The sequence below is a fragment of the Brotaphodocola sp. genome, from assembly GCF_050873065.1.
Lineage (GTDB): Bacteria > Bacillota > Clostridia > Lachnospirales > Lachnospiraceae > Brotaphodocola.
The window spans coordinates 12714-39198 of record NZ_JBNMIC010000021.1 but is presented as its reverse complement, the minus strand read 5'-3'; the positions used below and the strand labels follow the sequence as shown (position 1 = coordinate 39198).

Here is a 26485-nt window from a genome sequence, read left to right as displayed (position 1 = left end):
AGTGACGGTAAATGGCAGTAGTGAGATGTTTGAATTGTATGACGGAGTACGAGGAGACATTGAGGGGCTGTCCGAAGTGCGGGTGGATCAGAAAGGATGAGAGGGCTTTTGGAATGGAGCTGGAGGCAGGGTCCATTCTGAATTCTCGCTATATTCTGGGGACACTCCGAGGAGAGAGCTCCAATGATTTTCTCTATATTGGCTGGGACGCTCTGTTTTCCCGAAATGTGCTGATTCAGGAGTATTTTCCTAAGGAGCTGGTGTCCCGTGCGGACGATGGCAGTAAGGTGAAGGTAAATCACGAAGAAGACGTGGAAGTTTATCAGAGGGGGTGTGAGCGCTTTGAACAGTGTGGACAGGCTCTTCTGGCTTTAGATGGAATGCAGGGAATGGTAAATGTGTTAGCCATTCCACACGCAAATGGAACGGTCTATCAGATTTTGGAGTATCCGGGAGAAGTTACACTTCGGGAAATCCTTGAAGAAAGAACCTTTTGGAACGTTCAGCAAGCAGAGAAACTTCTTTTAAAACTGGCAGAACCTCTTCTCATCCTGCATGAGAAGGGAATCTATCATGGGCAGATCAGCGTGGATTGCTGTTATCTGACGGAAGATGGGGGATGGCAGATCGGGCGATTTAACAATGCACAAGCGTATGAAAGAAAAGCGTATGAAAAAGAAGAGCTTTCCGAGGAAGAGTTGACAGAATCGGGAAAAAATGCAGACATCTTTGAACTGGCGCATCTCATGGGAGCGGTTCTTTGCGGACTTGAGGAGTGGGAAACGCACAGTGTGGATGAAAATCTGGATTTGATGGAAGAACATTTTCCGGAGTATCTGGTGGATGCACTCGAGTGTGCGCTGAGCGAAGATCCGAGCCTCTGGCCGGCTTCTCTTCAAGATTTTTTGAATCAATTTCTGGATGAGGAGACGACAGAACTCCTGGTTCAGGAGGAAGAAAAGATCAGAGAAAATGTCCAGTGGGATCGCAGTCAATCGATCTGGGAGAAGTTGTTTCGGTAAAACTATTTCGGAAAAAACATTTCGGTGTTTTGTAAAAATAGTTGAAAAAATAAAGATGATTTCATTAAGAAAACGTAATTGAAAGAAAACGTTGGAAGAAGACGAAGGAGGAAATAAAGATGAACTTAAAAAAATGTGAGAATGGACACTATTACGATGCAGATAAATATTCAACATGTCCACATTGCAGTAAGGCAGGTCAGGGGGATGACAGCAAGACTGTCAATATGCAGAAGACCATTCCTGATAGTAAGGACGATGGCTATACGCAGGTTCAGAGAACGGAAGATCCGTATGAAACTCAGGAAAGTTCCGGATCAGTTTCTCTTGTGGATGCTGTGAATGTTGCAACATCTGCGTCTGTGGATTGGAATACGGCGGAGGAAGATAACGATAAGACGATCAGCTATTATGGAGAGTCTATGGGAACCGATCCGGTAGTCGGATGGTTGGTTTGTGTGGAAGGTTCCATGCTTGGAAAGGCATTTGAGCTGAAAAACGGAAAGAATTTTATCGGACGTTCCAGAGAGATGGACATCGTTTTGGAAGGAGATATGAACGTATCGAGAGGAAGACATGCGATTGTCACCTATGAGCCGAGAGGAAGAATTTTTATCGCACAGCCGGGAGAGTCCAGAGAACTGTTTTATATGAATGATCAGGTTGTGCTGACGAATATGGAGATGCATGCCAGAGATGTTCTGTTGGTTGGAAAGACAAAGCTGATGTTTGTTCCATTCTGTGGACCGGAATTTTCATGGGACGACAACGACAGATAGAGGTTTGACAGCAGATTGACAGCAGAAAAATACGAATGAGTAACAGGAATGGATAAGAAGTAGAAAAAGGACTGGGGAGCAGTAAGAATGAAGACGCTTTGTTTGGGTTGTATGGAAACCTATGAAGGAGATTTTGATGTCTGTCCATACTGTGGATATGTCCAGAGTAGTCCGGCAAAAGAGCTTTTTCATATCACACCGGGAAGCGTTCTGCGAAAGCGCTACAAGGTGGGAACAGCGCTGGGAGCTGGTGGTTTTGGAATCACATACAAGGGATATGATCTTGTATTGGAGAAAAAAGTTGCGATCAAGGAATATTTTCCGGTAGAATTTGCGACCAGAACCCTGAATCAGACAAAATTGACGGTATACACCGGGGAAAAACAGGAACAGTTTCTTGCAGGAATGAAGAAATCGCTGGATGAGGCGAGACGACTTGCCGAGTTTCAGCAGACAGCCGGGATTACGCAGATCTTTGATTTCTTTGAGGAGAACAACACAGCTTACATTGTGATGGAGCTTCTGGAAGGAGAAACGCTCAAAGAAAAGCTGAAACGAGATGGCAAAATTCCTGTGGAAGAGGCACTGCCGATTGTCCTTAAAGTGCTTGGCGCTTTGAAAGAAGTTCATGCGAAGAAGATCATTCACAGAGATATTGCGCCGGATAATATCTTTCTGTTGAAAGACGGAGGCGTAAAACTCATGGACTTTGGCGCATCGCGTCAGGCGACGGGAACGCACAGCAAGTCGTTGACCGTCATTCTGAAAGTTGGATATGCGCCGGTGGAACAGTATCAGAGCAATGGAAATCAGGGACCGTGGACCGATATCTATGCATTGGCGGCAACGTTTTACAAGATGATCACAGGAGTTCGACCTCCGGAAGCTCCTGATCGGAGATTGAAAGATACCTTAAAAGAACCATCCAAGATGGGAGTCACCATCGACAAAAATATTGAAAATGCATTGATGAATGCGCTTCATGTGAGGATGGAAGACCGCATAAAGTCGGCGGAGGAATTTGAGGAGGCACTTCGATCTTCTGATGTAAAGAGAACGACGCCAACTGTTGAGAAGGCAGATATGGGAAAGTGGCCACTGTGGATGAAGGCAGGGTGTGGAGTTGCGACAGCGCTTGTCATCGGTGCAGGTGTTCTGATTGCGACAGGAGTCATTGACACCCCGCTCCCGACGCTTCCGGGATTCTCTCAGAGTGAGGGAAGTGTCTGGATGCCGAGTCTCGTCAATTTGTCTCAGGATATGGCAAAACAGCGACTTGAGGAGAGTGGACTGAAATTTGCGGTAGGTGCGACGGAGGCATCCGATACGATTTTGAAGGGCTATGTGCTTGGTCAGACCGATGAGAATGGAAATAAAATTGCCCCGGGTGATGAAGTAAAACAGGGACAGACGATCTATGTGACGATCAGTTCTGGTAATGGAATGGCAGTGATTCCGGATATTCTGTGGATGAATCAGGAAAGCGCAGAGCAGATGTTAAATGAGAGTGAACTGATTGCGATCAACACGGAAACGGATGTAGAGAGCTGGGCACCGGCAGGCGTTGTCACAGCGGTAGAACCGGAACAGGGAACAGAGGTGAAACTGGAGGATGTGATTACGCTGAAAATCTCAGCGGGAAACAGCATTGCGGAAAGTGGAGAAGTCTCTGTACCGGATTTATCGGGAATGGATCAGACAACCGCCTATGATACTTTAAAGACGGAAGGGCTGTTTGTACAGAAAGAGGGACTGGAAAACAGTGTAACCGTGCCGGCAGGAACTGTAATTCGACAGGAACCGGAAGCTGGAAGCGTACAGAGCAAGGGCGATACCGTTCGCATTGTCGTCAGCAGTGGACCGAGAAAGATACAGCTGACAAGCGTGGTAGGTCAGGCAGAGGCGAATGCGCGCACAGAGCTGGAAGCTCTTGGACTTGTAGTCAATGTTGCTTATGAGTACAGTGACAGCGTTGAGAGAGGCGTTGTGATTTCACAGAGCATAGAGCCGGGAACGGTTGATGAGGGAATGGGAATTACAATTACTGTCAGTCAGGGAGCAAAACCGGCGGAGACGACCCAGAGCAATCGAAACATTAATCGAACAAATACCAACACGCAAAATAACAGAAATACAAATAATGGAAATTCTAATAACAATGTGAGTGCGCCGACACAACAGACTGCACAGCCGACACAGGCACCGACAAGCGCACCGGTTCAGGAGACAGCACCTCCGGCAACGCAGGAGCAGAAGTCGAATCCGTGGAACTGGTAGAAACTGGCGGATAACATAAATGGTGTGAGCAAGCAGACAGAAAAAAACAGGAAAACGGGCAAACAGATCTGAGTCGGAAAAGCATTACAGTATTACAAAAATGGAAAAGATACGTTAGGAGAGAGAAAAATGAGAAAGAGAATAACAGGATTGTTGACAGTTGCAATGGCAATGACGATGACATTTTCTGCATATGCAGGAGAGTGGATTATGGAGGGAGACAATTTCCAGTACAAGAACGACAGTGGAAGCTATGCGCGAGATCAGTATATGGTGATCGATGGTGCAACTTATGGATTTGATGCAAATGCATACATGATCAAAGGCTGGAATCAGAAAGATTCCAAGTATTATTACTTTGATCCGGAGAGCGGAGTTCAGCAGACCGGGTGGAAGCAGGTTGATGGCAACTGGTATTATCTGAACCCGAACTTATCCAATGCGATGCAGACTTCCTGGCTGAAACTTGGAAACAGTCTTTATTATTTCCATCCAGATGGACATATGCAACCGGGAAACACCACGTTCTTTGCGGACGGTTTCGGGTATGAGACGAAGGAAAATGGGGAAATAAAGAGAAATATGAGTGAGGAGAAAGGCGACGGTGTCACGATGATTTACGAGGATAACGGTAAAATGAAATACCGTAACGCCACGACAATCACCACGAATGCGGCAGCGGGATCGGATGTCTATGTGTACTGGATGGAAGGAAGCCAGAATACACAGATCATTGATGACACAAAGCAGACTCTTCGCGAGAGTGTAACGGAGAAAAAGGAGGATCTGTATCAGGAGTATTTAAAGAAGGTCAGATCCGTGACGAAATCAAAGAAGCGGGCAACGCGCAGAGCAAAATGGGAGGACAAGGTGAAGCGAAATCTTCAGGAGATGAAGGTTTCAGACGAAGAGATCCAGGATTACATTTATGACGTAGAATCCGGATCTTACAACGGCAAGGAACGCGATTATGAGGAAGATGAGTATGACTCTTACTACGATGACTGATTGGCTGAAGGGACATTACTGGAGTCTTATCATAGCCATTGGATTGGTTCTTTTAGGGGCAGTTATAGCGAGTGTGATTATCCTGATGCTCAATAAAAAGAAAAAAGAAGATCCTCCAACTTTTCAAAAATTGGAGGATCAACGGGGAGAAGAAAAGGATAAAGAGAAGGCGGAAAACACAAAGACCATACAACCCTCATCAGATCCGAATGAAAAACATAAAACAAGATATGTTTTTGGGGGTTCAGATATGGAACTAAAAACGTATCAGCTTACTTTTCGTGATCTAAATAATCCAGAACAGGTTTGTCGAGTAAATATTGCTGACAGAATTGTATTGGGAAGAAAGAAATCTTGTACCATATGCATCCCTAATGGCACGATTTCTGGAGAACATTGTGAGATTCTTTTAAAGGATGGAAAACTTTATCTCAAAGATTTGAAGTCTTTGAATGGTACAAGTGTAAATGGGGTTCCAAATCATGGAAAGGAAACTGTTTTGGGAACGGGTAGTATCATTAAAATGGGGGCTGTAAAGCTACAAATGGAAATAGCAGTACTTCGATTATAAAAAGTGAAGACGGTTTTATATGGGGAAAGAAAATGAAATATCTTTTAGGAATTGTGTGTATAGCATTAGTACTGGGAGGATTTCTTCTGTGGAAGCGATGGAAAGAACAGAAGGAAGAAAGAGTAAGCTATCAGGAAAAAATAAAAGATAAGGTTTTAGATGAAGCGATAAAAAATAACACACTTGCCTTGAAACAATTAGAAAAAGAAAGCATTCTTTCCTTGGAGGAGCAGATACAAAACGACAATAAAAAAAGCAAGGATCAGGAATGCGTCATTGTAGAATTGACGGTACACAGCAAAGCAGGAGAGCAGAATTATATTTTGAATCCTGAGAAAACGATTCATATTGGTTCTGAAAAAGGGAGGAATGACCTTGTTCTGCAAGATGAGAAAATCGCAAAAAAGCAGTGTGAGATTTTTTTGCATAATCGGGAAGTTTATGTAAAAAAGATAGATCAGAGATTTGGAGTTTGGATACAGCGGAAGGAGCATTATAAAGAACTAGAAGAGTCTGCAATAAAATTAATGACAGGGGATAAGCTGTATATGAATAACTATCAAATTTTGATTGTGCTTATGGATTATATGGGGAATGTAATATCTGGTTAGAGGAGGGATTATGAGTACTGTATTATCAATTTATACAAAGAATGCGTATAAAGAATATCAGCTTCCTGCCGTAAAAAATGAAGACTATGATCTGATTATATCCGGAAAAATATTTTCTCTTCAGGAAGATATAGAATTGCGTTTAGAGGCAATCAATGGACGCTGGAAACCGAAATCAGGAAAACGGTATATACTGACAAAAGAAAATGGGAATCCATATGAATATTTTTCGGCAAACGATGTATTACAGATGACGACTTATCAAGAGGAACAACTCTCGATTGTTGTGATGGCGAGGGATGATACATTTTTTGTCATGAAAAAGTATGATATTTCAAAATTAAATCAGGTCAGTATCGGTTCGGCGGGTGAAAATGATATTTGCTACAATTTTCAGGAGCTTGTATCCAGAAAACATGCCGTGTTAAAAAAAGAAACTAATGGATGGCTCGTGGAAGATTTGAGCTTGAATGGCATATTTGTCAATGAAACTCGAATAGACCATTCTTATCATCTGGAAGTCGGAGACTGCATCAGTATTTATGGATTAAAAATCATCTATTTGAATGGACGCATTGCGATTTGTGCAGTAAATCATCAGGTGACGGTCAGCAATGGATTATTGCCATTACATTTTATTGAAGATGGTAAGAAAAGGGCGAGTATAAATTTTCGAGAAGATTCAGAAAAACATAAATATTTTCATCGGTCACCTCGAAGCATGGCAGTATTGGAAACAGAACCGATTTGTATTGAAAACCCGCCTATGCAGAAAGTGATCAGTAAAAAACCATTGTTTTTGACAATTGGTCCGTCATTTACAATGATGATTCCAATGCTTCTGGGAAGTTTGCTTGCAATGTATAGTTCTCGGGCATCAGGCGCTAACATGGGAGCGTTTATGTATACCGGAATTATTATGGCAGTAGGATCTGCAATTCTGGGCGTGTTCTGGGCTTTGGTAAACATTCAGTACGAAAAGAAAACTACCGTAGAAGAGGAAGAAAAAAGATTTCAGGGTTATAGTGAATATTTGCTTCAACAGGTTGAGCGAATTAAAAAAGTATATGAACAAAGTAGAAAAGCCTTACTAGAGCAATATCCGGATGGATCTGCATGCCTTTCCTATAATGAGACGAATCCAGCCTTATGGAGTCGAAATCGTGGACATGAGGATTTTTTGAGTCATCGTTTAGGACTTGGAAATTTGCCGTTTCAAGTTCCAATTGAAGTGTCAAAAGAAAAATTTAGTATGGCAGAAGATAAATTGATGCAGAAACCGAGCATGATTCAAAAAGAATATCAGACGCTGTATGATGTTCCGATATTAATTGAGTTAAAGAAGCATTCTGTAATCGGATTAATTGGTGGCTTAGAAAAGAAAGGCGCTGTGGAATTGATGCATGTTCTTTCTGCACAGATAGCGGCAAATAATGCATACACGGATGTAAAGCTCGTTTATATTTATGACAAAAAGAAACATGCGCAGGATTGGAGTTTTGCAAAATGGCTCCCGCATGTATGGTCAGAAGATAGGAAGATTCGTTATGTTGCATCTGATCGTGCAGAAGCAAGTGATGTATTTTATGAATTGGTAAAAACGTTTCGGGTTCGCTCAGAGGAAAGTGAAAACAGAAAAGAGGAGATTCCGAAACCATACTATATAATGTTCATAGAGGATGCATCCGTTCTGGAAGGCGAATTGATAACAAAATATATTTTGAACGATTTGCCGAATTTGGGGCTTACGTCATTCTTTATGGCGGAATCTTATGAACAGCTACCAAATCAGTGCGATTATGCAATTCAAAATGATAGCAGTTTTCAGGGCATTTATGATTTGAAAACAGCAGGTCAGCAGGAGATAAAGTTTGATCATGTATCCGCAGAAGAACTGGAGCAGATGGCAAGAAGAATTTCTGGCATTGAGATTAATGAAGCAGAAAAGGGAGGCGATATTCCAAATTCCTTGTCATTTTTTGAAATGTTCCATGTACAGCGTCCGGAAGAACTGAATGCGCAGGAGCGTTGGAGAAAAAATCGAAATTATGAGAACATGAGAGCGGAAGTAGGTGTGAAAGCAGGTGGAGAACTCTGCTATTTGGATGTACATGAAAAATATCATGGCCCTCATGGCCTTGTAGCGGGAACAACAGGTTCTGGAAAATCGGAGACGCTTCAGACATATATGCTTTCGCTTGCCTTAAATTTCAGTCCCGATGATGTAAACTTTTTCATCATCGATTATAAGGGTGGAGGAATGGCGAATTTATTCAATGGTTTGCCTCACATGATTGGACAGATTTCCAATTTGTCCGGAAATCAGGTTAATCGAGCCATGATCTCCATAAAAAGTGAAAATAAACGAAGACAGAGAATTTTTAATGAGCACAATGTAAACAATATTAATCTTTACACAAAATTATATAAGAGTGGAGAGGCATCGATACCCGTTCCTCACTTGTTTATCATTATTGATGAGTTTGCAGAGCTTAAAAGAGAAGAAGCGGATTTCATGAAAGAACTCATCAGTGTGGCACAGGTCGGAAGAAGTTTGGGTGTGCATTTGATTCTTGCAACACAAAAACCAAGTGGAACCGTAGATGATAACATTTGGAGTAACTCGAAGTTTCGTCTTTGTCTGAGAGTTCAGGACAGACAGGACAGTAATGATATGCTTCACAAACCGGATGCTGCTTATATTACACAGGCCGGACGTTGCTATCTTCAGGTCGGTAATGATGAGCTTTATGAGTTATTCCAGTCCGGATATAGTGGTGCACCGTATAATGCGAATGCAGAAATGTATCAGTCGGGAATTGCATCGATGATTTCACTGACGGGAAAGATGGCATTGATTGGAAATCGTTTGAAACGTCGTCAGCAAGATCAAATGCGAGCTACTTGGATTGGAAATCTGATTCAGATTATGCAACAGACAGCAGTTGATCGCAATCAAAGCATGCAAGAGCTTGCGGAGAGTGAAGATGCGGTAAGTGCAGTTTATAAGAAACTGGCATTTTTTGAGGTGGATTATCCGGAGAATGAGTATAATGCCAAGCGCTTAGAAGAGCTGATGCAGACATATGTTGCGATCTCTAAGATAGCAGGAGAAGAGCAACAAAGAGAACTGAAAGAGGAAGTAGAAGAAGTTATTAAGTGTGCAGATGAAAATCATATCAAACTTCCAGAGCAGAAGGTTCCGACACAGTTGGAAGCAATGGTTGAATACCTAGCTAAAACAGCGAAAGAAGCTGGATATAATCATAAGTTTCAACTTTGGATGCCACTTCTCTCCACATCCATTTCGCTGGAAGAGTTGGATGGATATTCAAAGAATACGTTTGATGGCAAGAATTGGCCGACACATAGTGGAGAGTGGAAATTGGAAGTTCCGATCGGTCTTTGTGATGATCCGGTGAGTCAGGCACAGATGCCACTGCTTTTGAATTTATCAGAAGGAGGACATCATGCATTATGTGGAATGATTGTAAGTGGAAAGAGCACACTCATGCAAACAATTATTTATGCACTGATTCAGACTTATTCGCCGGAATACATAAACGTGTATGGAATTGATTTCAGCAGTCATATGCTGTCTGCGTTTGAACATGCACCGCATGTTGGTGGAATTGTTTACGAAGATGAACAGGAAAAAATAGAAAAATTTTTCCATATGATGCAGGAAATGCTGGAAGCCAGAAAGAAGCTGTTTCGTGGAGGAAATTACAGCCAGTATGTGCATTCAAATGGAATCAAAGTTCCAGCTGTTGTTGTTGCGATTGACAATTATACGAGCTTTAAAGAAAAGACGGATAACAAATATGAAGAAGTTTTGATGCATATTGCACATGATGGAGTTGGTTATGGAATTTATCTGATTCTGACAGCCGGTGGATTTGGAACAAATGAGATCCAGACGAGAATAGGAGATAACATGAAGACCGTTATCTGTCTTCAGATGAATGACAGATTCCAGTACGCGGATGCGATGCGTGTACCGCGGGTAGAGGTTCTTCCTGAAACGAATATCAAGGGAAGAGGAATTGCAAAAGTTGGCGATCGGATTCTGGAATTCCAGTCTGCTCTTTCTATCAAGGCAGAGGACGATTATAAGAGAATTGAAGCGATTGATAATGATTGCAAGAAAATGCGGGAGAATTGGAATGGAAAGTGTGCACGACTCATCCCTGTTCTTCCAGAAAAACCGGTATGGTCAGAATTCGTAGCAAATCCGGAGGTACAGGAGCTGATCGAGACGCGTCAGTACTTGCCGTTTGGATATGATATGGAAAGTGCAGATGTGTATGGAATTGATCTTTCCAAGATTTATTGTTATGTAGTCTCCGGAAAAGCGCGTACAGGAAAAACAAATGCGATGAAAGCGTTGATTTCTTCTGCTGTGAAGTTTGGCGGAGATGTCACCGTTTTGGAACTGTCCGGGGATGATCTTCAGACCACTGCTCAGAACACAGGAGCGAATTATATCACAACGCAGAAGGATCAGGGAGAATTCTTTAAAAATCTGATTCCACTGGTTCAGGAGAGAAATCAGATAAAGAAAGATTTAATTGCAAATGGAAAAGAGGAAGAAATCTTTTCTAAGATGCAGGAATTAAAGCCAAGTTTCATTTTTATTTCCGATCTGACAGATTTTGTAGAAAAGATGCATAGTCCGGAAGATGGAGTCCTGAATATTAGACCTTTCCTGGAGAATCTTACGGAGAAGGGAAAACAGTTGGGAATCTATTTCTTTGTATCGTTGAATCAGGATAGCGCTTCATCGGTAATGGGTCTTAGAACCTATGAAAATGTAACTGGCTATCATACAGGAGTCCATTTTGGAGGAAATGTCGCAAATCTGCGATATATGGATTTTAGTTACTTGAATTATACGGAACAGTCTCGAACAGAAAAACCGGGAATTGCCATGTTGCCGTTAGCGAATGAGGAGAGTACAAGAAAGATTCTGGTACCGTTGGTGAAAGGGTAAAAAGAATGATTTTAGTGGATATTTATGTTCCAAGCATGAATCGGACATATGATTTTAGCCTGAATGAAAATGCAGAAATTGCACTTTTGCTGGAAGAGATTAGTGGAATGATTTGCCAGAAAGAGCAATGTGAGATTCTTGGTAGTTCAAAAGAATTGCTGTTACTCAGTAAAACACAGAAGAAAATTTTAAATCCACAGATGACTCTCAGCCAATATGGAATTTCACAGGGAGAACAGTTAATGATTGTGTGAAAAAATGATCTTATGATCTCATGTTTGAGCAGAGGAAAAAAGTATGTTTTCAATAGAAATACGGGAGATTGAACAAGCAATACAAAATCTTGAACAGTTGACAAAAAAAGAAGACATTCAGAGACAGTGCTTAGAGAAAACCATATCTGAAATCCGCCAGATATCGGAGTTTGAAGAGGTGATTTGCACATTGCAGAGAGTTTTGAGAAGACTTGAGGAAGAGGAGTGTGCACTTAGAAAAATGAAAATTGGCTTAGAAAAGAGTTGTCAACTTTATCAGCTGTGTGAGAGACGGATTCTGCAATATAAAGATGAAATTATGAAAATGAGTGTATCTAATAACAGCAAGGGAAATTCGGATGGACATAATAGGAATTAATTTAGAGGCTCTGGGTAGAGATATCGGTCAAATGCAGACTGAATTGCAGTTGTTACGTTCTCATATAGGATTAACCTATGATTCAATAAAAGAATTGAATACCATGTGGAATGGCCCGGCAAATGAGGCATTTAACCAGACATTTGAATCAGATTATCAGTCTATGAATGAAATGTGTAAGATGATAAAAAGTTTGATTGAATATATGGAAAATGCGAGAGATCAGTACAGACATTGTGAAGATCTGGTGTCTCAGGAAATTGAATCAATTAAATAAGAGGGTAAGAATCTATGGCAATAGCAGGAAGCGTAGAATTATTAGTAATGCCTGAACTATTAGTTCAAAAAGCGGATGAAGTGCAAAAGAAAGTTATTGATATGAAGAATTGTTTCGATAGAATGAAAACTCTGGTTGACAGAAGTAAAAGCTACTGGGTGGGTGAGGCTGGAGATCAGCATCGAAAAAATTACAGTGAACAGCAACAGAATATCAGCGATATGTTACGCAGATGGGACGAGCATCCCAGAGATTTGAATGCGATTGCACAGACGTATTTGACAACAGAAAAAAACATACAGCAGGTTATCGTTCAGGAACTTCCTGGAGATTTATTATAAGAAACACAAGAGGGGAGGTGAAAAGATGGCGCGCAGTTTAAGTGTGATTCGTATGGATTTCCGAAAAGCGAATCAGCAGGCAAAAGATTTGGACGCGCTTGCAAAGCGCTTGAAAATCTTGTTAGACAGAAACCTTAATGAAACCCTGGATCATGTTTCTCAGAATTGGAAAGGTGAAAATTCTGATAGGTATGTGAAAAAAGGAAGAGTTATTCGAGAACATATGCGAGAAACTGCGAGTGAGATTTCTCAAGTGTCAAATTCGATTCAAGAAATTGCAAAAGCTGTTTATGATGCGGAAATGAGAGCTTGGGAAATTGCGCATGACCGTGATTGAGATCTCATAGGAAGTACAACAGATAACTTGTAAAAAAATATTTTAGGAGGGGCTTATTATGGCATTAATTAGCGTAACATCGTCACAGATAAGAAAAACGAAGGAAACGCTTCAAAGTTACAATCAGAGTTTTAAGTCACAGGTGACGCGCCTTGACGAGTCAGAACAGAAGCTGAATACTATGTGGGAAGGTCAGGCGAACGAGCAGTTTCATTCAGCATTTAGCAGTGATAAGTCGTATATGGATGGATTTTATAATTTAATCAATCAGTTTTGTGAGGCACTTGAACAGATTGCAACCGAATATGATAAGGCAGAGAGCCAGAATGTTGAGACAGCGAAAGTGAGAAAATATTAAAAATTTTTATAGATGGAGGGCATGAATATGGCTATGGAAGGTACGTTATTGGTAACTCCGAGTGCATTGATTACAACTTCTGGAGAGTTTCAGAATTGTATGAATCAGGTGCAGACTTTAACGGGAAACATGATGGAACTTGTAAATGGAACTGCTAGTTATTGGAAGGGTGATGCTGCTGATGCATATCGCAATAAGTTTCACCAGTTACAGGATGATATTGAGAAGATTCACAAGATGATTCAGGAACATGTAGACGATCTGATGGATATGGCAAGGGTATATCAGGATGCTGAGAATAAGAGCCAGCAGATCAGTGCGTCACTTTCAGGATCGGTATTATAAAGGAGATTATGCCCGGGCAGGTGGAATTTTGCCTGTCTGGGTAAAAGGATTTAGATATTAACATTATAGTTGTGTTAAAGAGAGAAGAAAAATAATGGAAATTACAGTTACACCAGAAGAATTACTTAGAAAAGCAGAAGAACTTGAATCTTTTGTAAACAATATTAATCATTCAATTGAAATTATAGAAGATAATATACATTGTACTTCGAGCTTTTGGAAGGGTAATGCAAATGAAAAATTCATTAGTTGTTATAATAAAAAACGACAGAATGTGATTGAAATTTTGCAGGAGTTAAAAAACAGCGAGATAAAATTAAGACAGATGTCAGGAACATATACAAAAGCTGAGAAAGAATCGGAGAAGATTATAGAAGTCCTTCAAGGAGATATTTTATAGGGGAAATGTATGGGAGAATATATAGAAGCAGATACAGGCCGAATGAGTAAAGTAGCAAATGAGATAATGAGTCAAGTTACAAAAATAAAGGAGATTATAAAAGAAATAGGAGATTCCATGTTAGAGTTGGATGCTGATTGGGATGGAGTTGCCAGTATGGTATTTTTGAATGGAATAGGTCAAGAGTGTGAGGCCCTTTCAGAGTATTGTGAATTCATGGAAAAATATTGTAATAATATAGAACTTGCTGTTCGATATTACCAACAGAATGAAACATCAATAAATGATGCTATATTGAATATATAAACTATGATAATAGGATAAACGATAATGGGAAATATTGAGTTGGATTTTCAAAATGCAAAAAGTAAATCGAGGGAATTAAACGAGATTGCCAGTCAGCTGAAAAAAATTTCTAATGTAGAGTTAAAGGATGACATTACTATGATTTCAAGTGCTTGGAAGGGTGATAATGCTTCGATTTTTTGTCGAAAATTAGATAAATTAGATACAAAATTGGAAAAAGAAGTTAAAAAGATGGAAAGATCAGCAGAAAGTATTAATAGAATTGCTAAATGGATGTACGATGCTGAGTTAAGGATTCAGACTTTTTTAAGAAAAAGGTAAATTAATGAAGTATGTAAAGGCAATTTGTATTATAGTTGCATTTGGTATTGCGATAAGTTGGTTTATATGCAGTCAAAGAAAGGAAGTTATGGAAGAACAATTAGTATATGAAGTTGCGAAGAGTCCAGATGATATAAAAAATCAAACTTTGAAGTATTTGAATAGTTTATATGAAGATGAATTTACGGTGGTTTCTGCAACAGCTCCTAGTATAGTAGAATCATTTGCGCGAATTATGGTGAAATCAAAAAAGTATTCAGATCAGATTTTTTTAGTAAAAAGATCTTGTAAAAATGGGAACGTTTCTTTTTCCGATAATTATTTTACGTTATACATGAAAAAGGATGCAGATTTATATGTGCAAGAAATTGTAAATCAGGTGCTTTCAGATGTACAAATTTCCACAAAATTTACTGAGTATGATCGTCCGAAAAAGTTAGATGCAAAATCAAACTTTAATGATTATGTTGCAATGGGAGGTTCTTTATTTTTCTATATAACCATTACATCGAGGAAAGAGCTGGAAGAAAAAGAACGTTTAGATGTGATGGAACGGTTTTCAAATGAAAAGTTTCGTTGTACCGTGATTTTTTGTTCAGGAAGATCAGAATTTAGATATTCCATTGATTCGGATTATGATATTAGAAAGTATAACTAGGAGGGAGAATGGCACTTACAGATAATGAATTGATATTATTGGATAATCTAATTTATTTTGATGGCACCTATACAGAGGGAGATTCCGTAGAACAGATTATTGAAAAAATAGCTGAGCGCATTCAAAGTGATCCGGAAGCAGAGTATGCATCTATGTCAGGAAGTGAATGGATGGATATTATATCAGCGGTTCAGGAAAATGAAAAATTAAAAACTTATAAAGTCACAAATATAGTGACACCAAGTGACGATATAGCGACAGGAACCGCGGCTTGTTTTGTTGATGATATAGAAAATCCATCAGATGTAAATGTTATTTTTAAAGGCAGTCAAAATGCATATGAATGGAAAGATAATGGTGAAGGAATCTATCTGATAGAATCTGATAGTCAGATGGCAGTAGCGAAATATGTTAATGGATTACCTTCAAAATATGGAAATAATATAACAGTATCTGGACATTCAAAAGGAGGAAATAAAGCGCAATATGTTACAATTGCGACGGATCGAGTAGGGCGATGTGTATCTGAAGATGGTCAGGGATTTTCAAGTGAATTTTGCGAAAAATATGCAAAACAAATTGAAGAAAAGAAAAACCGAATTAAAAATTATTGTGCAGAGAGTGATTTTGTTAATATATTGGGGAAGAACATTGCAGGGGAAACAATTTTTATAAAAACAGATATTCAAGAAAAACCGTGGCATTATCATAAACCAAATATTTTACTGAATGAAGATGGGGGATTTAATGATAGAGGAGAACAGACAGAATTTATTCAAGATTTACAAGAATATATTCAGTATATGATTGATGAGGTGCCAGAGCCACAGCGGTCATATGTAATTGACGGTCTTACGGGATGGATGATAGCTATAAGTTATAGTGAAAGTGATAATGTAAGTTTGAACAATAGGATTATTGCTGGATTGACAGCGGCTGGTTATTGGGGAGTTTGGATGTTAGAAAAAAAAGAATGGTTTCGGGATGCACAAGAATGCCTTAGTAAATTTATTAAGGGGATGACGATACTGGTAACACCGTCATCATGGTTTGATATGACTAGATTTAGCGTTGATATTGATTCGTTAGATGTGTGTGTGGAACATATAAAAAACTATAAAACACGATTAGAAGATATAAATGAACAATTGTTAGAGACTAAACGAGGATTAAAAGGAATTACATATGGATCTATTCGCAGATCTATGGATATACAAGCTTTATCGATTCAGGAAGAAGCAAAATGTTGTGAATGTATAATAAAAGCGTTGCTACGAGTAAAATCAAATTATGAGACAACAGAGAGAAGGATTTCAGGATTATTTGAGATGTAAAAAGAAGTTGGCTTAGAAAGGAGAATAGATGGATTATTATAGATACGAAAACAAACGAATCTTAAGACAGCTTCCCTATCTTTTCTGTGGATTAGCCGGAATTGTGGGAATTATGAAATGGATTCGGATTGAGATTCCGTTTGTGACCGATTTTAATGGTTCTTATCACATCTGGCAGTTGTTAAAACTTCTGAAAGAAGTGGATGGTTATATCGATGATGAGGATTTAAAGATCATCAGTATCATTGTATCGATTCCACTGGTTTTCTGGGCGTGTGGAGTTCTGTCAGCAGTTGTGGGCGCAATCATTGACGCAGGAAAGAATTTTGCAAAAAAGGTTTCTGTTTTTGCGATAATTTCTTCTGGTTGTATGATGATTTCCGGATTCTCTTATCTGATTATGGTATATTGGGTAAAGAATAAGATCAATGAGACCATGCGGGAAGAAATTGGAATCGCAATCGGCGGAGGGCTGATCAAAGTTCCAATCTGGCCGTGGCTGATGCTGATTTTTGGAATCCTGGGGATCGTGGCAGTGGTTCTGGCGCAAAATCATACAACTTTGCAGAAGTTTACGAAAGACCAGATTGATAACAAGGAAAGACAGGAGTCTGTAAAAAAACAAACCCTAGGCAAATTTCCGGGGATTATCGTGCTTCATGATCTGAATCATCCGGATCAGCTCTATGGCGGAGAACTGGGAAAGCCGGTGATTGTGGGACGAGAGGCAGGCTGTGAAATTGTAATAAAAGGCGATACGACAGTATCAAGACAGCACTGTAAGATTTTCCGGTCGGCAACTACCTGTTATGTGGAGGATCTGAACTCTTACAATCACACCTATGTGAACGGAGTGATGATAACAAAGGCAGTTGTACTCAAAAAGGGAGATACCTTGAAAATTGGAAATACAAAACTTGTTGTAGAAGAATGTAAGATGGATGCACAGTTTTAGAATGGGCAGATGAGAAGATGAAAAAGAGAAGATTCAAGAGTGTGATGGGGCTGGCATTTTTTATCTGCCTATGTCTATTCTACATAAGTGATTTTCTGTCCTACGCAGGGATAGAACTCGGAAGCTCATTGCCGTTTACAGACCGGGATTTGCTTGTCGCGACACAGATTGCGTATTACGATTTTGATCAGACTTCTCTCAGTGAGGGAGAGAGTTTGGAACTTTCAGAGTTATTAAAGAAAAGCCAAATTGAAGAAAAACTTAATCAGAGCTATGAAAATGCAGAAGAAGAACTGCGAAAACAAATGGCAGAGGGAAGTCTTGATCTATATAAGGAAATCTGTTCGGAAGATTCGGCATATGGACACTGGAAGATTGTGAATGTTCGGGATCTGAATGCAGAGAAAGGCTTTTATGCAGTTCTGATTGATACCGGAAATGACTGCGCGATTCTTGCGTTTCGTGGTTCTGAATCGACCGATACAAATCAGCTGGTGAAAGACTGGATGAATGCAGATTTTGGTCTGTTGATGGATCATGATACAGTTCAACAGGAAGAAGCTAAAAAATACTTAGCAGATATTGAGAGCCAGTATTCTTACAAGACATATGCGGTGACGGGACATTCTCTGGGAGGAAATCTTGCGGAGCACGCAGTTTTGACGGCATCGGATTCTATGAAGGACAAGATTGTTCAGATGATTAATTTTGATGGACCGGGATATTCCAAAACATATATCGAGCGTCATTCAGAAGAAATATCTAAAGTGACAACAGCGATTTCTCATTATAAGTGGTCGCTTGTTGGGGAACTTTTGACACAACCAGATTGTGTGACTTCGAAGACTGTAAAAGTTGTTGAGGCAATCAAACCATATGAAAATATCAATGCAAATTATCTGCGCCACGCTGTATTTTTTGTGGATTTAAAAGAAAATTCTGTGCAGGAAAGCAGTCCGGATCTGTTTTCACTTAGCATGGGAATTTGGTCACAGAAAGTGGATGCTGAGATTATACAGCAGAGAAACAAAATGTAATTTTAGAAAAGGTGATACATACAAAAGATAAAATTATGATTTAAGCAAAGGATTAGAGTGAGTTAACAAAGAAAGGGGGAAATTGTATGAGAAAATTAAAAATCGTGATTGTGGCTGTATTATTATCATCGTTATTTGTAATGGTTTCCTATGCAGGACAGTGGAAAGCAGATGAGAAAGGCTACTGGTGGCAGGAGGATGATGGAAGTTATCCGGTAAATACTTGGCGATGGATTGACGGAGACGGTGATGGAATTTCGGAATGTTATTATTTTGATGGAAATGGATATATGCTTTCTGATACGATCACACAGGATGGAAATCAAGTAAATGAGAATGGTGCGTGGGTTACAGATGGTGGGATAGTACAAACTATGAATGCTATGGAGATAGCTGAACAAAAAGTATTAGCTTATTATAATGAATTATATCCAACTTCAGATGGGACATATGTTATTTTTGAAAGTGAGACTATTATTAAAGATGACTATTATGTATTTATGGTACGTTGGCAAATATCTGAAGAAGAACAAAAACGTCGCATGAGGGAAGAAATTCCAGCAACAACAAATCTTTTGTGTGGAGTGGTTTATTTTAATATTGAAACGGAAGAAATGCGGATAGAAGAATAAAAAATTTAAAACTTAAAAAGATTGTTGGAAGGGGGAACACGCATGAAAAAATCAAAATTAGTAATTACAACTGTGTTGGTATCATCCTTATTAACGATGGTTTCGTATGCAGGACAGTGGAAAGCAGATGAAAAGGGATATTGGTGGCAGGACGATGATGGAAGTTATCCAGTAAACACTTGGCGATGGATTGATGGAAACCAGGATGGAGTATCCGAGTGTTATTATTTTGATGGAAATGGATATATGCTTTCTGATACAACTACACCAGATGGAAATCAGGTAAATGAGAGTGGTGCGTGGGTTGAGAATGGTGAGATAGTACAGTTACAAAATAGTCAAACAAAAGTTTCTGTGGAGGAAATAGAGGAAAAATATTATGACTATTTAGGAACATTGGAAAAATCAGAGAGTGTAAGGTTTGATTTCGTTTATTTGAATGATGATGAAATTCCAGAATTAATGTATACAGTAGGGGACTCTCATGCACATGGAGTATATATTTGCACTTATGATAATGGAGTAGTATATCCGCTTACTTCATATGCACGTGGATCATATGGATATTTGACATATTTCCCTAGAACAGGAATGATTCTATCGGCAGATCTACATATGGGATATGAAACAGAGATAATTAATATTATGCAAGGATTAACTATGCAGGAATTGGTTTATATGTCATATAATTCTGGGGCTGATATATATGGTGGAACGACATCTGAGTATGATGAATTTAGATTAAATGGAGAGCAAAGCACAAAGACAGAAGTCTCAAATTATGAAAAGCAATTAATAGGACAATTAGAATCAGCAGAATTTTCTTATGAGAATGCATTTGAATATCATGGAGAAAGACATTAATAGAGATTAATATAGGTTATACTGGACAAAGAATTAGAGTTGCATAAACAAAAGAATACCACTAGGCGAGACTGAGCGAAGCGAAAAGCAAAGGGGGATCAATATGAGACGATTTCTGGCAACCATGATGTGTTCAGTGGCATTTTGTGCGGGAATTTCCAATATTTCGGCATATGCATCATCCAGCTTTGATGCTGGTTACTATGCGGAGAATAATCCCGATGTCATAGCAGTATATGGAACAGATGAAGCATCGTTGATTCGTCACTACTTGAATTCTGGAATGGCGGAGGGGCGCAAGCCTTCTGAGCAGGGAGAACCGGGTGATAGCCTTGATTTGACGGAGGAGCAGATGCAGATGGCATGGACTCCGGTTCCAATTGCAAATCTTGCGAATTACAAGAGCATTAAAAAGCGCATGACGGACAGTGAGTTTGAATCTGCCTATCAAGAAGCACTTAAAATTGTGACGCCGGTGGCATTTGCCAGCAGAGAGGAACAGTTGGTTCATATTGTGTCCTCGCTCAGACAGATGTTTGATACACAGATGACGTATTCGATGTCTGCGGATCACTATAATGATCCGTATGGATATCTGGTATTACATTCCGCATCTTGTGCTGGTTGTGTACGGGCAACGGGACTTTGCCTGAATATTCTTGGTATTCCGTATGAGCACGTAAATGAAAATCAGTATTCTCATCAGTGGTGTCGAGTTGATGTGAATGGCACTTATTGGATTTGTGATGCGTTTGGACTTTATTGTGGACCGGAACCAGCACCAAGACAGCATCCGTACATGTAATAAAAATATCTGTTGGGTATATTTTGAAACTTAACAGAGGCTTTTAGATGCCTCAGATGTTGAACATTGAGAAAGAATGTGCTTAATCAAAGTTAAGATAAAAAACTCTGCTTGACAAATGTAAAATTCGGGCGTACAATGCACTTAACAAAACAAACTAAAACCAAATAAACCGATGAGAAAGACGAGTAGGCTTTCCTCTAAAATCACAGAGAGCTGCAGGTGGTGGGATTGCAGTATGGCGGAGATTGCTGAATGGACTTTCGAGGGCGATTCTGAAACCGGGAGGGACAGATCATCAGAGCTTTACTTTTTTACTTTTAGAAGGCTGCTTTTGATGAATGAGGATCGGGAGTATGGAGCGACGGAGACTGCGACCGTTATCTGGCAGCGCATATGCATGTATGTGAAAAAGAGGGCTATTGCCAATTTGAGTGGTACCGCGGATTAAGTGAATTCGTCTCAGATACAGGAAACTGTGTCTGGGACTTTTTTTATTCCAAATCATATTCCAAAGAGCCGCTTCAGACTCCTTTTTGCAAAGACAGCATAATAACTCGTATCTGTTTTTATAACCATATTTCAGGAGGAAAAAATTATGAAAAAGAGAAATGTGAAAGCAGTGATTCTGGCGACAATGGCAATGGCAGTACTTGCAGGATGTTCTTCTTCAAAGAACACGGAGACGACAGCCGCTTCCTCAGAGGCAAAAGAGACTTCTGCGGAATCCAAGGCGGAATCTAAGGATGGTGCAGAGAGCAGCAGTGCCGGAGAGAATACCGGGGTTGCAGAAATCGCAGATGGCAGTTACACGGTTGGAATCGGTCAGTTTGCGGAGCACGGTTCTCTCGACAACTGCCGGATCGGTTTCCTTCAGGGCCTTGCAGATGAGGGAATCGTTGAGGGCAAGAACCTGACCGTCCTCTATGAGAATGCACAGGCAGACGGTGGTACCGCAAGCCAGATTATGAATAACTTTATTGCAAAGAAGGCAGATCTGATTTGTGCGATTGCAACTCCGATTGCACAGAGTGCGTACAGTGCAGCAAAGAAAGAGAATGTGCCGGTTATCTACACTGCAGTGACAGATCCGGTTGCGGCAGAGCTGGCAAATGCGGACGGAACTCCGGTTGGCGAGATCACCGGAACGAGCGACAAACTTCCGGTTACCCAGCAGCTTGAGATGATCCGCAAGGTTCTTCCGGATGCAAAGAAGATCGGTATCATGTACAGCACGAGTGAGATCAATTCGGTTTCCGCGATTGAGGAGTACAAGGCCGCAGCAGGAGATTACGGATTTGAGATTGTGGAGAGTGGAATCTCTTCCACCGCAGATGTTCCGCTTGCAGCAGACAATCTGGTTGAGAAGGTGGACTGCATCACGAACCTGACAGACAACACGGTTGTAAGCTCTCTTCCGGTCATCCTTGACAAGGCAGGAAAGAAGAATATTCCGGTATTCGGAAGTGAAGTGGAGCAGGTAAAGATCGGCTGCCTCGCAGCGATGGGACTTGACTATGTGAGTCTTGGCGAGCAGACCGGAAAGATGGCAGCCCAGGTTCTGAAAGGGGAAAAGAAGGCGAGCGAGATGAACTTTGAAGTCATCAAGGAAGCAGCTTTCTACGGCAATACAAAAGTGGCAGAGAATTTTGGAATCACCCTGCCGGATGACCTGAAAGAAAGTGCAGCGGGACTCTTCGATGAGATCAGCACAAGCACAAAGTAATAAGAGCCACAAAACAAAAAATAATTTAAAAACGTTAGAAACTGGGGGAACGACATGTCCATTGTACTTGGCGTGATAGAAGAGGGACTGATCTACGCGATCATGGCACTCGGTGTATATATTACTTATAAAATTCTGGATTTTCCGGATCTGTCTGTGGACGGAACATTTCCGCTCGGAGCGGCAGTCACGGTCATGCTGATCTTAAAAGGCGTGAATCCGCTTCTGACCCTGCTTCTTGCATTCCTGGCGGGAGCGCTTGCCGGATGTATCACAGGAATCATTCACGTCAAGTTCAAGGTGCGTGACCTGCTCTCCGGCATCATCGTGATGACGGCGCTCTACTCGCTCAATCTCCGGATTGCGGGAAAGGCGAATGTTCCGATTTTCAGTCAGGAGACGATTTTTGAGAACGCATGGCTGGAGAGTGTTGTACCGGAGGCACTTGATCCGTATCTCGTAGCACTGATTCTGTTTGTGATTGTTGCAGTGTGCAAGATTCTTCTTGATTTGTACCTGAACACCCGCTCCGGCTTTCTGCTCCGGGCAGCGGGAGACAATGATGTGCTCGTGACCTCCCTCGCAAAAGATAAGGGCATGGTAAAAATTCTCGGACTTGCGATTGCAAACGGATTTGCCGCTCTTGCAGGCTGTGTATACTGCCAGCAGAAAGGCTTCTTTGAGATCAGCACCGGAACCGGAACGATGGTCATCGGCCTTGCGAGTGTCATCATCGGAATGAAACTCTTGAAGAGATTCCACTCGGTAAAGGCGACAACCGCGGTTATCACGGGATCCGTTGTCTACAAAGCCTGTGTTTCGATCGCGATCGCGATGGGAATGGCAGCTTCCGATCTGAAACTGATCACAGCCGTCCTGTTCTTAGTGATTCTGGTAGTCAGCAACCGGACGGAGGGCAAAGTAAAAATCGCAGGAAAGAAGGGAAAATAAGTGCTTGAACTCAGCCATATTCATAAATATTACAATGCGGGAACCGTCAATGAGATGTGTCTGTTTCAGGACTTTTCCCTGACGATTCAGGATGGAGAGTTTGTCTCGGTTGTCGGAAGCAACGGCTCCGGAAAAACTTCGATGCTCAATCTGATCTGTGGAAGTATCCCGCTTGATTCCGGTTCGATCCGGATCGGCGGAAAGGACATCACGAACATGCCGGAATTCAAGCGCCAGCGAAAGATTGGGCGTGTCTATCAGAATCCGGCGATGGGAACCTGTCCGAGCATGACGATTCTCGAAAATATGTCCCTTGCGGACAATAAGGGAAAACCGTTTAATCTTCGTCTGGGAACGAATCGCCAGCGCATCGATTTTTACCGGGAACAGTTAAAATCCCTCGGACTTGGTCTGGAAGACAAGATGGATGTGAAAGTCGGAGTGCTCTCCGGCGGTCAGCGTCAGGCGATGGCGCTTCTGATGTCGACGATGACTCCGATTGAGTTTCTGATTCTCGATGAGCACACCGCAGCACTCGATCCGAAGACTGCGGAGATCATCATGCAGCTGACCGGAAAGATTGTGGAGGAGAAGCACCTGACGACAATCATGGTGACACACAACCTGCGCTATGCGGTCGAGTACGGAAACCGCCTTCTGATGATGCATCAGGGACATGCCGTCATGGATCGTGCAGGGGAGGAGAAGACGAACACCCAGATCGATGAGATCCTTGAGAAATTCAATGAGATCAGCATTGAATGCGGAAACTAAATATGAGAGGTAAGTACAGAACAAAATAAATAAGTACAGAATAAAATAAAAGCAAATCGGCAGATCGATGAGCGAACAGGAAAAGAGGCGTGAAAGCGTCTCTTTTTGCGTATTTTATAGTTTTTTCAGAAACGAAATCGGATTCTTATGGTATACTCTTTAGAGAGAGTTTTTTGTGGATTTCTTATTAATATTAAAAATATTATAAAGAGAAAAAACGATAAACAAAACAGAACAATCAGAAAGGGGTGTATGCGATGAGGTTAAAGACACGTCTTGCGATTGCATTCCTGGCATTTTCCATCCTGCCTGTGATCTTTGTCGGCATGGTGCTTTCGATGGGCAAACTGTTCGTGCTGTACCGGTTTAACGAATTCGGGCCGGAAGTGCGCTCCATGGTGATTCAGATGCTGGTCTCCGGTGTGCTGATGCTTGTTTTTGTCTGCGCTTCTCTGACGATCTGGGTGTATCGCTCGATCTTAAGACCGTTAAGCAAATTGCAGGAGGCGACCCGCAAGATCAGAGACGGCAACCTTGATTTTACACTTGATGTGGAGGAAGATGATGAGATCGGAGAACTCTGTCAGGACTTTGAGGAAATGAGAATCCGGCTCAAGGAGAACGCGGAGGAGAAGATCCAGTATGATCTTGAGAGCAAGGAACTGATCAGCAATATCTCCCATGATCTGAAGACGCCGATCACGGCGATCAAGGGATATGTCGAGGGAATTCTTGACGGAGTGGCATCCTCGCCTGAAAAACTGGACAAATATATCCGGACGATTTACAATAAAGCAAACGACATGGACCGCCTGATCGATGAGCTGACGTTTTACTCAAAGATTGACACCAATAAGATTCCGTACACGTTTTCCAAGATCAATGTCAACAGTTATTTCGGCGACTGTGCCGAGGAGGTTGGGCTTGACATGGAGTCGAGGGGAATCGAACTTGGATATTTCAACTATGTCAGTGACGATGTGGTCGTGATTGCCGATGCGGAGCAGATGAAGCGGGTGGTCAACAACATCATCAGCAATTCTGTCAAGTACATGGACAAGCCAAAGGGGATCATCAATATCCGGATCAAGGATGTCGGAGATTTCATTCAGGTTGAGATCGAGGACAACGGAAGAGGAATCGCGGCGAAGGATCTCCCGAATATCTTTGACCGTTTTTACCGGACGGATGCGTCGAGAAATTCTTCCCAGGGAGGAAGCGGAATCGGTCTCTCGATTGTGCGCAAGATTATTGAGGATCACGGCGGACGGATCTGGGCGACGAGCAGACTCGGAATCGGCACGGAGATGCATTTTGTGCTGAGAAAATATCAGGAAGTTCCGCAGACAGACACACCGGCAGCGGAGCCTGAGCGCCGGGGAGGTTCCGGGAAAAAGAATATGAAATAAGAAATAAAAGGACAGTGGAGCGTAAAAATGAGCAGAATTTTGATTATTGAGGATGAGACCAGCATTGCAGAGCTGGAAAAAGATTATCTGGAACTGAGTGGATTTGAGGTGGAACTGGAAGAAAACGGAAAGAAGGGACTTGACCGCGCGCTCGGTGAGGACTTTGATCTTCTGATTCTCGATCTGATGCTTCCGGATATGGACGGATTTGAGATCTGCCGTCGTTTCCGCGAGGTGAAGAATACGCCGATCATTATGATTTCCGCAAAGAAAGAGGACATTGATAAGATCCGCGGTCTGGGACTTGGGGCCGATGACTATATGACAAAGCCGTTCAGCCCGAGTGAGATGGTGGCGCGCGTGAAGGCACATCTCGCCCGCTATGAGAGACTGATCGGAAGCGGAAGCCCGGAGAATGAGGTGATTGAGATCCGCGGACTCAAGATCGATAAGACAGCGAGACGGGTGTGGATCAATGGAGAGGAGAAAAACTTCACGACGAAGGAGTTTGATCTTCTGACTTTCCTCGCACAGAATCCGAATCACGTATTTACAAAAGAAGAACTGTTCTCAAAGATCTGGGATATGGAGTCGATCGGGGACATCGCGACCGTCACGGTTCACATCAAGAAGATCCGCGAGAAGATCGAGTTTAACACGGCGAAGCCTCAGTATATTGAGACGATCTGGGGCGTGGGCTATCGTTTCAAAGTGTAAAATACTCACAAAGCATTCATAAATAAATATAGAAGGGAAATTAC

Annotated in this window: 29 protein-coding genes and 1 other annotated feature; all 29 genes read left to right on the top strand. The window is 41.4% G+C overall.

Annotated elements, in window-relative coordinates; translation table 11 throughout:
- Nucleotides 1-11: 11 nt before the first annotated feature.
- The 29 genes from ACR0QE_RS07405 (at nucleotide 12) to ACR0QE_RS07265 (ending at nucleotide 26441) form a co-directional block, all read left to right on the top strand.
- On the top strand, nucleotides 12-1022 hold the full coding sequence (locus tag ACR0QE_RS07405; RefSeq protein WP_432627730.1) for a hypothetical protein: 1011 nt from the start codon (nucleotides 12-14) through the stop codon (nucleotides 1020-1022).
- A 119-nt stretch (nucleotides 1023-1141) separates the two neighbouring features.
- Nucleotides 1142-1801, top strand: coding sequence for an FHA domain-containing protein (locus ACR0QE_RS07400; protein ID WP_432627729.1), 660 nt, complete (start codon nucleotides 1142-1144; stop codon nucleotides 1799-1801).
- A gap of 87 nt (nucleotides 1802-1888) precedes the next feature.
- Entirely contained in the window at nucleotides 1889-4078 is a 2190-nt protein-coding gene (locus tag ACR0QE_RS07395) for a PASTA domain-containing protein (protein ID WP_432627728.1), read from the top strand.
- Nucleotides 4079-4207: 129 nt separating this feature from the next.
- Nucleotides 4208-5086: a hypothetical protein gene (locus tag ACR0QE_RS07390; protein ID WP_432627727.1), complete on the top strand. Its 879-nt coding sequence runs from the start codon at nucleotides 4208-4210 to the stop codon at nucleotides 5084-5086.
- Nucleotides 5064-5657: an FHA domain-containing protein gene (locus ACR0QE_RS07385; RefSeq protein ID WP_432627726.1), complete on the top strand. Its 594-nt coding sequence runs from the start codon at nucleotides 5064-5066 to the stop codon at nucleotides 5655-5657. The genes ACR0QE_RS07390 and ACR0QE_RS07385 overlap by 23 nt, the downstream gene beginning before the upstream one ends.
- Nucleotides 5658-5689: 32 nt before the next feature.
- The gene (locus ACR0QE_RS07380) at nucleotides 5690-6268 is read left to right on the top strand and encodes an FHA domain-containing protein (protein ID WP_432627725.1); all 579 of its coding nucleotides are present in this window, start codon (nucleotides 5690-5692) and stop codon (nucleotides 6266-6268) included.
- Between the two features lie 10 nt (nucleotides 6269-6278).
- Complete coding sequence (essC, locus tag ACR0QE_RS07375) at nucleotides 6279-11261, top strand: type VII secretion protein EssC (RefSeq protein WP_432627724.1); 4983 nt, start codon at nucleotides 6279-6281, stop codon at nucleotides 11259-11261.
- Nucleotides 11262-11266: 5 nt separating this feature from the next.
- A complete protein-coding gene (locus tag ACR0QE_RS07370) occupies nucleotides 11267-11515 on the top strand; it encodes an EsaB/YukD family protein (RefSeq protein ID WP_432627723.1) in 249 nt (82 codons plus the stop codon).
- A 43-nt stretch (nucleotides 11516-11558) separates the two neighbouring features.
- Nucleotides 11559-11894 (top strand): hypothetical protein, encoded by a 336-nt coding sequence (locus ACR0QE_RS07365; RefSeq protein WP_432627722.1) that lies wholly within the window; start codon nucleotides 11559-11561, stop codon nucleotides 11892-11894.
- Entirely contained in the window at nucleotides 11875-12171 is a 297-nt protein-coding gene (locus ACR0QE_RS07360; RefSeq protein ID WP_432627721.1) for a WXG100 family type VII secretion target, read from the top strand. The genes ACR0QE_RS07365 and ACR0QE_RS07360 overlap by 20 nt, the downstream gene beginning before the upstream one ends.
- A 14-nt stretch (nucleotides 12172-12185) precedes the next feature.
- Nucleotides 12186-12512: a WXG100 family type VII secretion target gene (locus ACR0QE_RS07355; RefSeq protein WP_432627720.1), complete on the top strand. Its 327-nt coding sequence runs from the start codon at nucleotides 12186-12188 to the stop codon at nucleotides 12510-12512.
- Between the two features lie 25 nt (nucleotides 12513-12537).
- Entirely contained in the window at nucleotides 12538-12849 is a 312-nt protein-coding gene (locus tag ACR0QE_RS07350; protein WP_432627719.1) for a WXG100 family type VII secretion target, read from the top strand.
- 58 nt (nucleotides 12850-12907) lie between these two features.
- The gene (locus ACR0QE_RS07345; RefSeq protein WP_432627718.1) at nucleotides 12908-13207 is read left to right on the top strand and encodes a WXG100 family type VII secretion target; all 300 of its coding nucleotides are present in this window, start codon (nucleotides 12908-12910) and stop codon (nucleotides 13205-13207) included.
- Nucleotides 13208-13234: 27 nt separating this feature from the next.
- Complete coding sequence (locus ACR0QE_RS07340) at nucleotides 13235-13552, top strand: WXG100 family type VII secretion target (protein WP_432627717.1); 318 nt, start codon at nucleotides 13235-13237, stop codon at nucleotides 13550-13552.
- Between the two features lie 94 nt (nucleotides 13553-13646).
- Nucleotides 13647-13952 (top strand): WXG100 family type VII secretion target, encoded by a 306-nt coding sequence (locus ACR0QE_RS07335; protein WP_432627716.1) that lies wholly within the window; start codon nucleotides 13647-13649, stop codon nucleotides 13950-13952.
- Nucleotides 13953-13961: 9 nt separating this feature from the next.
- Nucleotides 13962-14258: a WXG100 family type VII secretion target gene (locus ACR0QE_RS07330; protein WP_432627715.1), complete on the top strand. Its 297-nt coding sequence runs from the start codon at nucleotides 13962-13964 to the stop codon at nucleotides 14256-14258.
- A gap of 24 nt (nucleotides 14259-14282) precedes the next feature.
- Nucleotides 14283-14579 carry a hypothetical protein gene (locus tag ACR0QE_RS07325; RefSeq protein WP_432627714.1) on the top strand — a complete coding sequence of 99 codons (297 nt, stop codon included), beginning with the start codon at nucleotides 14283-14285 and terminating at the stop codon, nucleotides 14577-14579.
- A gap of 4 nt (nucleotides 14580-14583) precedes the next feature.
- Nucleotides 14584-15237: a hypothetical protein gene (locus ACR0QE_RS07320; RefSeq protein WP_432627713.1), complete on the top strand. Its 654-nt coding sequence runs from the start codon at nucleotides 14584-14586 to the stop codon at nucleotides 15235-15237.
- A gap of 8 nt (nucleotides 15238-15245) precedes the next feature.
- On the top strand, nucleotides 15246-16571 hold the full coding sequence (locus ACR0QE_RS07315) for an Mbeg1-like protein (RefSeq protein WP_432627712.1): 1326 nt from the start codon (nucleotides 15246-15248) through the stop codon (nucleotides 16569-16571).
- Between the two features lie 28 nt (nucleotides 16572-16599).
- The gene (locus tag ACR0QE_RS07310) at nucleotides 16600-17526 is read left to right on the top strand and encodes an FHA domain-containing protein (protein ID WP_432627711.1); all 927 of its coding nucleotides are present in this window, start codon (nucleotides 16600-16602) and stop codon (nucleotides 17524-17526) included.
- 17 nt (nucleotides 17527-17543) lie between these two features.
- On the top strand, nucleotides 17544-18563 hold the full coding sequence (locus ACR0QE_RS07305) for an Mbeg1-like protein (protein WP_432627710.1): 1020 nt from the start codon (nucleotides 17544-17546) through the stop codon (nucleotides 18561-18563).
- 86 nt (nucleotides 18564-18649) lie between these two features.
- Complete coding sequence (locus ACR0QE_RS07300; RefSeq protein WP_432627709.1) at nucleotides 18650-19195, top strand: hypothetical protein; 546 nt, start codon at nucleotides 18650-18652, stop codon at nucleotides 19193-19195.
- Between the two features lie 42 nt (nucleotides 19196-19237).
- Nucleotides 19238-20059 (top strand): hypothetical protein, encoded by an 822-nt coding sequence (locus ACR0QE_RS07295; protein ID WP_432627708.1) that lies wholly within the window; start codon nucleotides 19238-19240, stop codon nucleotides 20057-20059.
- Nucleotides 20060-20162: 103 nt separating this feature from the next.
- Nucleotides 20163-20864, top strand: a complete 702-nt coding sequence (locus ACR0QE_RS07290; RefSeq protein ID WP_432627707.1) for a hypothetical protein — start codon at nucleotides 20163-20165, stop codon at nucleotides 20862-20864.
- Nucleotides 20865-21030: 166 nt separating this feature from the next.
- Nucleotides 21031-21332: a binding site (T-box leader), on the top strand.
- A 130-nt stretch (nucleotides 21333-21462) separates the two neighbouring features.
- The gene (locus tag ACR0QE_RS07285) at nucleotides 21463-22590 is read left to right on the top strand and encodes an ABC transporter substrate binding protein (RefSeq protein WP_432627706.1); all 1128 of its coding nucleotides are present in this window, start codon (nucleotides 21463-21465) and stop codon (nucleotides 22588-22590) included.
- 54 nt (nucleotides 22591-22644) lie between these two features.
- Nucleotides 22645-23541 carry an ABC transporter permease gene (locus ACR0QE_RS07280; RefSeq protein ID WP_432627705.1) on the top strand — a complete coding sequence of 299 codons (897 nt, stop codon included), beginning with the start codon at nucleotides 22645-22647 and terminating at the stop codon, nucleotides 23539-23541.
- Nucleotides 23542-24315: an ABC transporter ATP-binding protein gene (locus ACR0QE_RS07275; protein ID WP_432627704.1), complete on the top strand. Its 774-nt coding sequence runs from the start codon at nucleotides 23542-23544 to the stop codon at nucleotides 24313-24315. It begins immediately after the preceding gene.
- A gap of 257 nt (nucleotides 24316-24572) precedes the next feature.
- Nucleotides 24573-25724, top strand: a complete 1152-nt coding sequence (locus ACR0QE_RS07270) for a sensor histidine kinase (RefSeq protein WP_432627703.1) — start codon at nucleotides 24573-24575, stop codon at nucleotides 25722-25724.
- A gap of 27 nt (nucleotides 25725-25751) precedes the next feature.
- Nucleotides 25752-26441 (top strand): response regulator transcription factor, encoded by a 690-nt coding sequence (locus ACR0QE_RS07265; protein ID WP_432627702.1) that lies wholly within the window; start codon nucleotides 25752-25754, stop codon nucleotides 26439-26441.
- Nucleotides 26442-26485: the final 44 nt, after the last annotated feature.

Excerpts from the sequence above, each read along its gene's own strand:
- ACR0QE_RS07270 (WP_432627703.1), top strand. The coding sequence starts at position 24,573 with ATGAGGTTAAAGACACGTCTTGCGATTGCATTCCTGGCATTTTCCATC.
- ACR0QE_RS07340 (WP_432627717.1), top strand. The coding sequence starts at position 13,235 with ATGGCTATGGAAGGTACGTTATTGGTAACTCCGAGTGCATTGATTACA.
- ACR0QE_RS07315 (WP_432627712.1), top strand. The coding sequence starts at position 15,246 with ATGGCACTTACAGATAATGAATTGATATTATTGGATAATCTAATTTAT.
- ACR0QE_RS07320 (WP_432627713.1), top strand. The coding sequence starts at position 14,584 with ATGAAGTATGTAAAGGCAATTTGTATTATAGTTGCATTTGGTATTGCG.
- ACR0QE_RS07325 (WP_432627714.1), top strand. The coding sequence starts at position 14,283 with ATGGGAAATATTGAGTTGGATTTTCAAAATGCAAAAAGTAAATCGAGG.
- ACR0QE_RS07400 (WP_432627729.1), top strand. The coding sequence starts at position 1,142 with ATGAACTTAAAAAAATGTGAGAATGGACACTATTACGATGCAGATAAA.
- ACR0QE_RS07300 (WP_432627709.1), top strand. The coding sequence starts at position 18,650 with ATGAGAAAATTAAAAATCGTGATTGTGGCTGTATTATTATCATCGTTA.
- ACR0QE_RS07280 (WP_432627705.1), top strand. The coding sequence starts at position 22,645 with ATGTCCATTGTACTTGGCGTGATAGAAGAGGGACTGATCTACGCGATC.
- ACR0QE_RS07285 (WP_432627706.1), top strand. The coding sequence starts at position 21,463 with ATGAAAAAGAGAAATGTGAAAGCAGTGATTCTGGCGACAATGGCAATG.
- ACR0QE_RS07390 (WP_432627727.1), top strand. The coding sequence starts at position 4,208 with ATGAGAAAGAGAATAACAGGATTGTTGACAGTTGCAATGGCAATGACG.
- ACR0QE_RS07335 (WP_432627716.1), top strand. The coding sequence starts at position 13,647 with ATGGAAATTACAGTTACACCAGAAGAATTACTTAGAAAAGCAGAAGAA.
- ACR0QE_RS07265 (WP_432627702.1), top strand. The coding sequence starts at position 25,752 with ATGAGCAGAATTTTGATTATTGAGGATGAGACCAGCATTGCAGAGCTG.
- ACR0QE_RS07380 (WP_432627725.1), top strand. The coding sequence starts at position 5,690 with ATGAAATATCTTTTAGGAATTGTGTGTATAGCATTAGTACTGGGAGGA.
- ACR0QE_RS07330 (WP_432627715.1), top strand. The coding sequence starts at position 13,962 with ATGGGAGAATATATAGAAGCAGATACAGGCCGAATGAGTAAAGTAGCA.
- ACR0QE_RS07355 (WP_432627720.1), top strand. The coding sequence starts at position 12,186 with ATGGCAATAGCAGGAAGCGTAGAATTATTAGTAATGCCTGAACTATTA.
- essC (WP_432627724.1), top strand. The coding sequence starts at position 6,279 with ATGAGTACTGTATTATCAATTTATACAAAGAATGCGTATAAAGAATAT.
- ACR0QE_RS07345 (WP_432627718.1), top strand. The coding sequence starts at position 12,908 with ATGGCATTAATTAGCGTAACATCGTCACAGATAAGAAAAACGAAGGAA.
- ACR0QE_RS07310 (WP_432627711.1), top strand. The coding sequence starts at position 16,600 with ATGGATTATTATAGATACGAAAACAAACGAATCTTAAGACAGCTTCCC.
- ACR0QE_RS07370 (WP_432627723.1), top strand. The coding sequence starts at position 11,267 with ATGATTTTAGTGGATATTTATGTTCCAAGCATGAATCGGACATATGAT.
- ACR0QE_RS07290 (WP_432627707.1), top strand. The coding sequence starts at position 20,163 with ATGAGACGATTTCTGGCAACCATGATGTGTTCAGTGGCATTTTGTGCG.
- ACR0QE_RS07305 (WP_432627710.1), top strand. The coding sequence starts at position 17,544 with ATGAAAAAGAGAAGATTCAAGAGTGTGATGGGGCTGGCATTTTTTATC.
- ACR0QE_RS07360 (WP_432627721.1), top strand. The coding sequence starts at position 11,875 with ATGGACATAATAGGAATTAATTTAGAGGCTCTGGGTAGAGATATCGGT.
- ACR0QE_RS07385 (WP_432627726.1), top strand. The coding sequence starts at position 5,064 with ATGACTCTTACTACGATGACTGATTGGCTGAAGGGACATTACTGGAGT.
- ACR0QE_RS07405 (WP_432627730.1), top strand. The coding sequence starts at position 12 with ATGGCAGTAGTGAGATGTTTGAATTGTATGACGGAGTACGAGGAGACA.
- ACR0QE_RS07295 (WP_432627708.1), top strand. The coding sequence starts at position 19,238 with ATGAAAAAATCAAAATTAGTAATTACAACTGTGTTGGTATCATCCTTA.
- ACR0QE_RS07395 (WP_432627728.1), top strand. The coding sequence starts at position 1,889 with ATGAAGACGCTTTGTTTGGGTTGTATGGAAACCTATGAAGGAGATTTT.
- ACR0QE_RS07350 (WP_432627719.1), top strand. The coding sequence starts at position 12,538 with ATGGCGCGCAGTTTAAGTGTGATTCGTATGGATTTCCGAAAAGCGAAT.
- ACR0QE_RS07365 (WP_432627722.1), top strand. The coding sequence starts at position 11,559 with ATGTTTTCAATAGAAATACGGGAGATTGAACAAGCAATACAAAATCTT.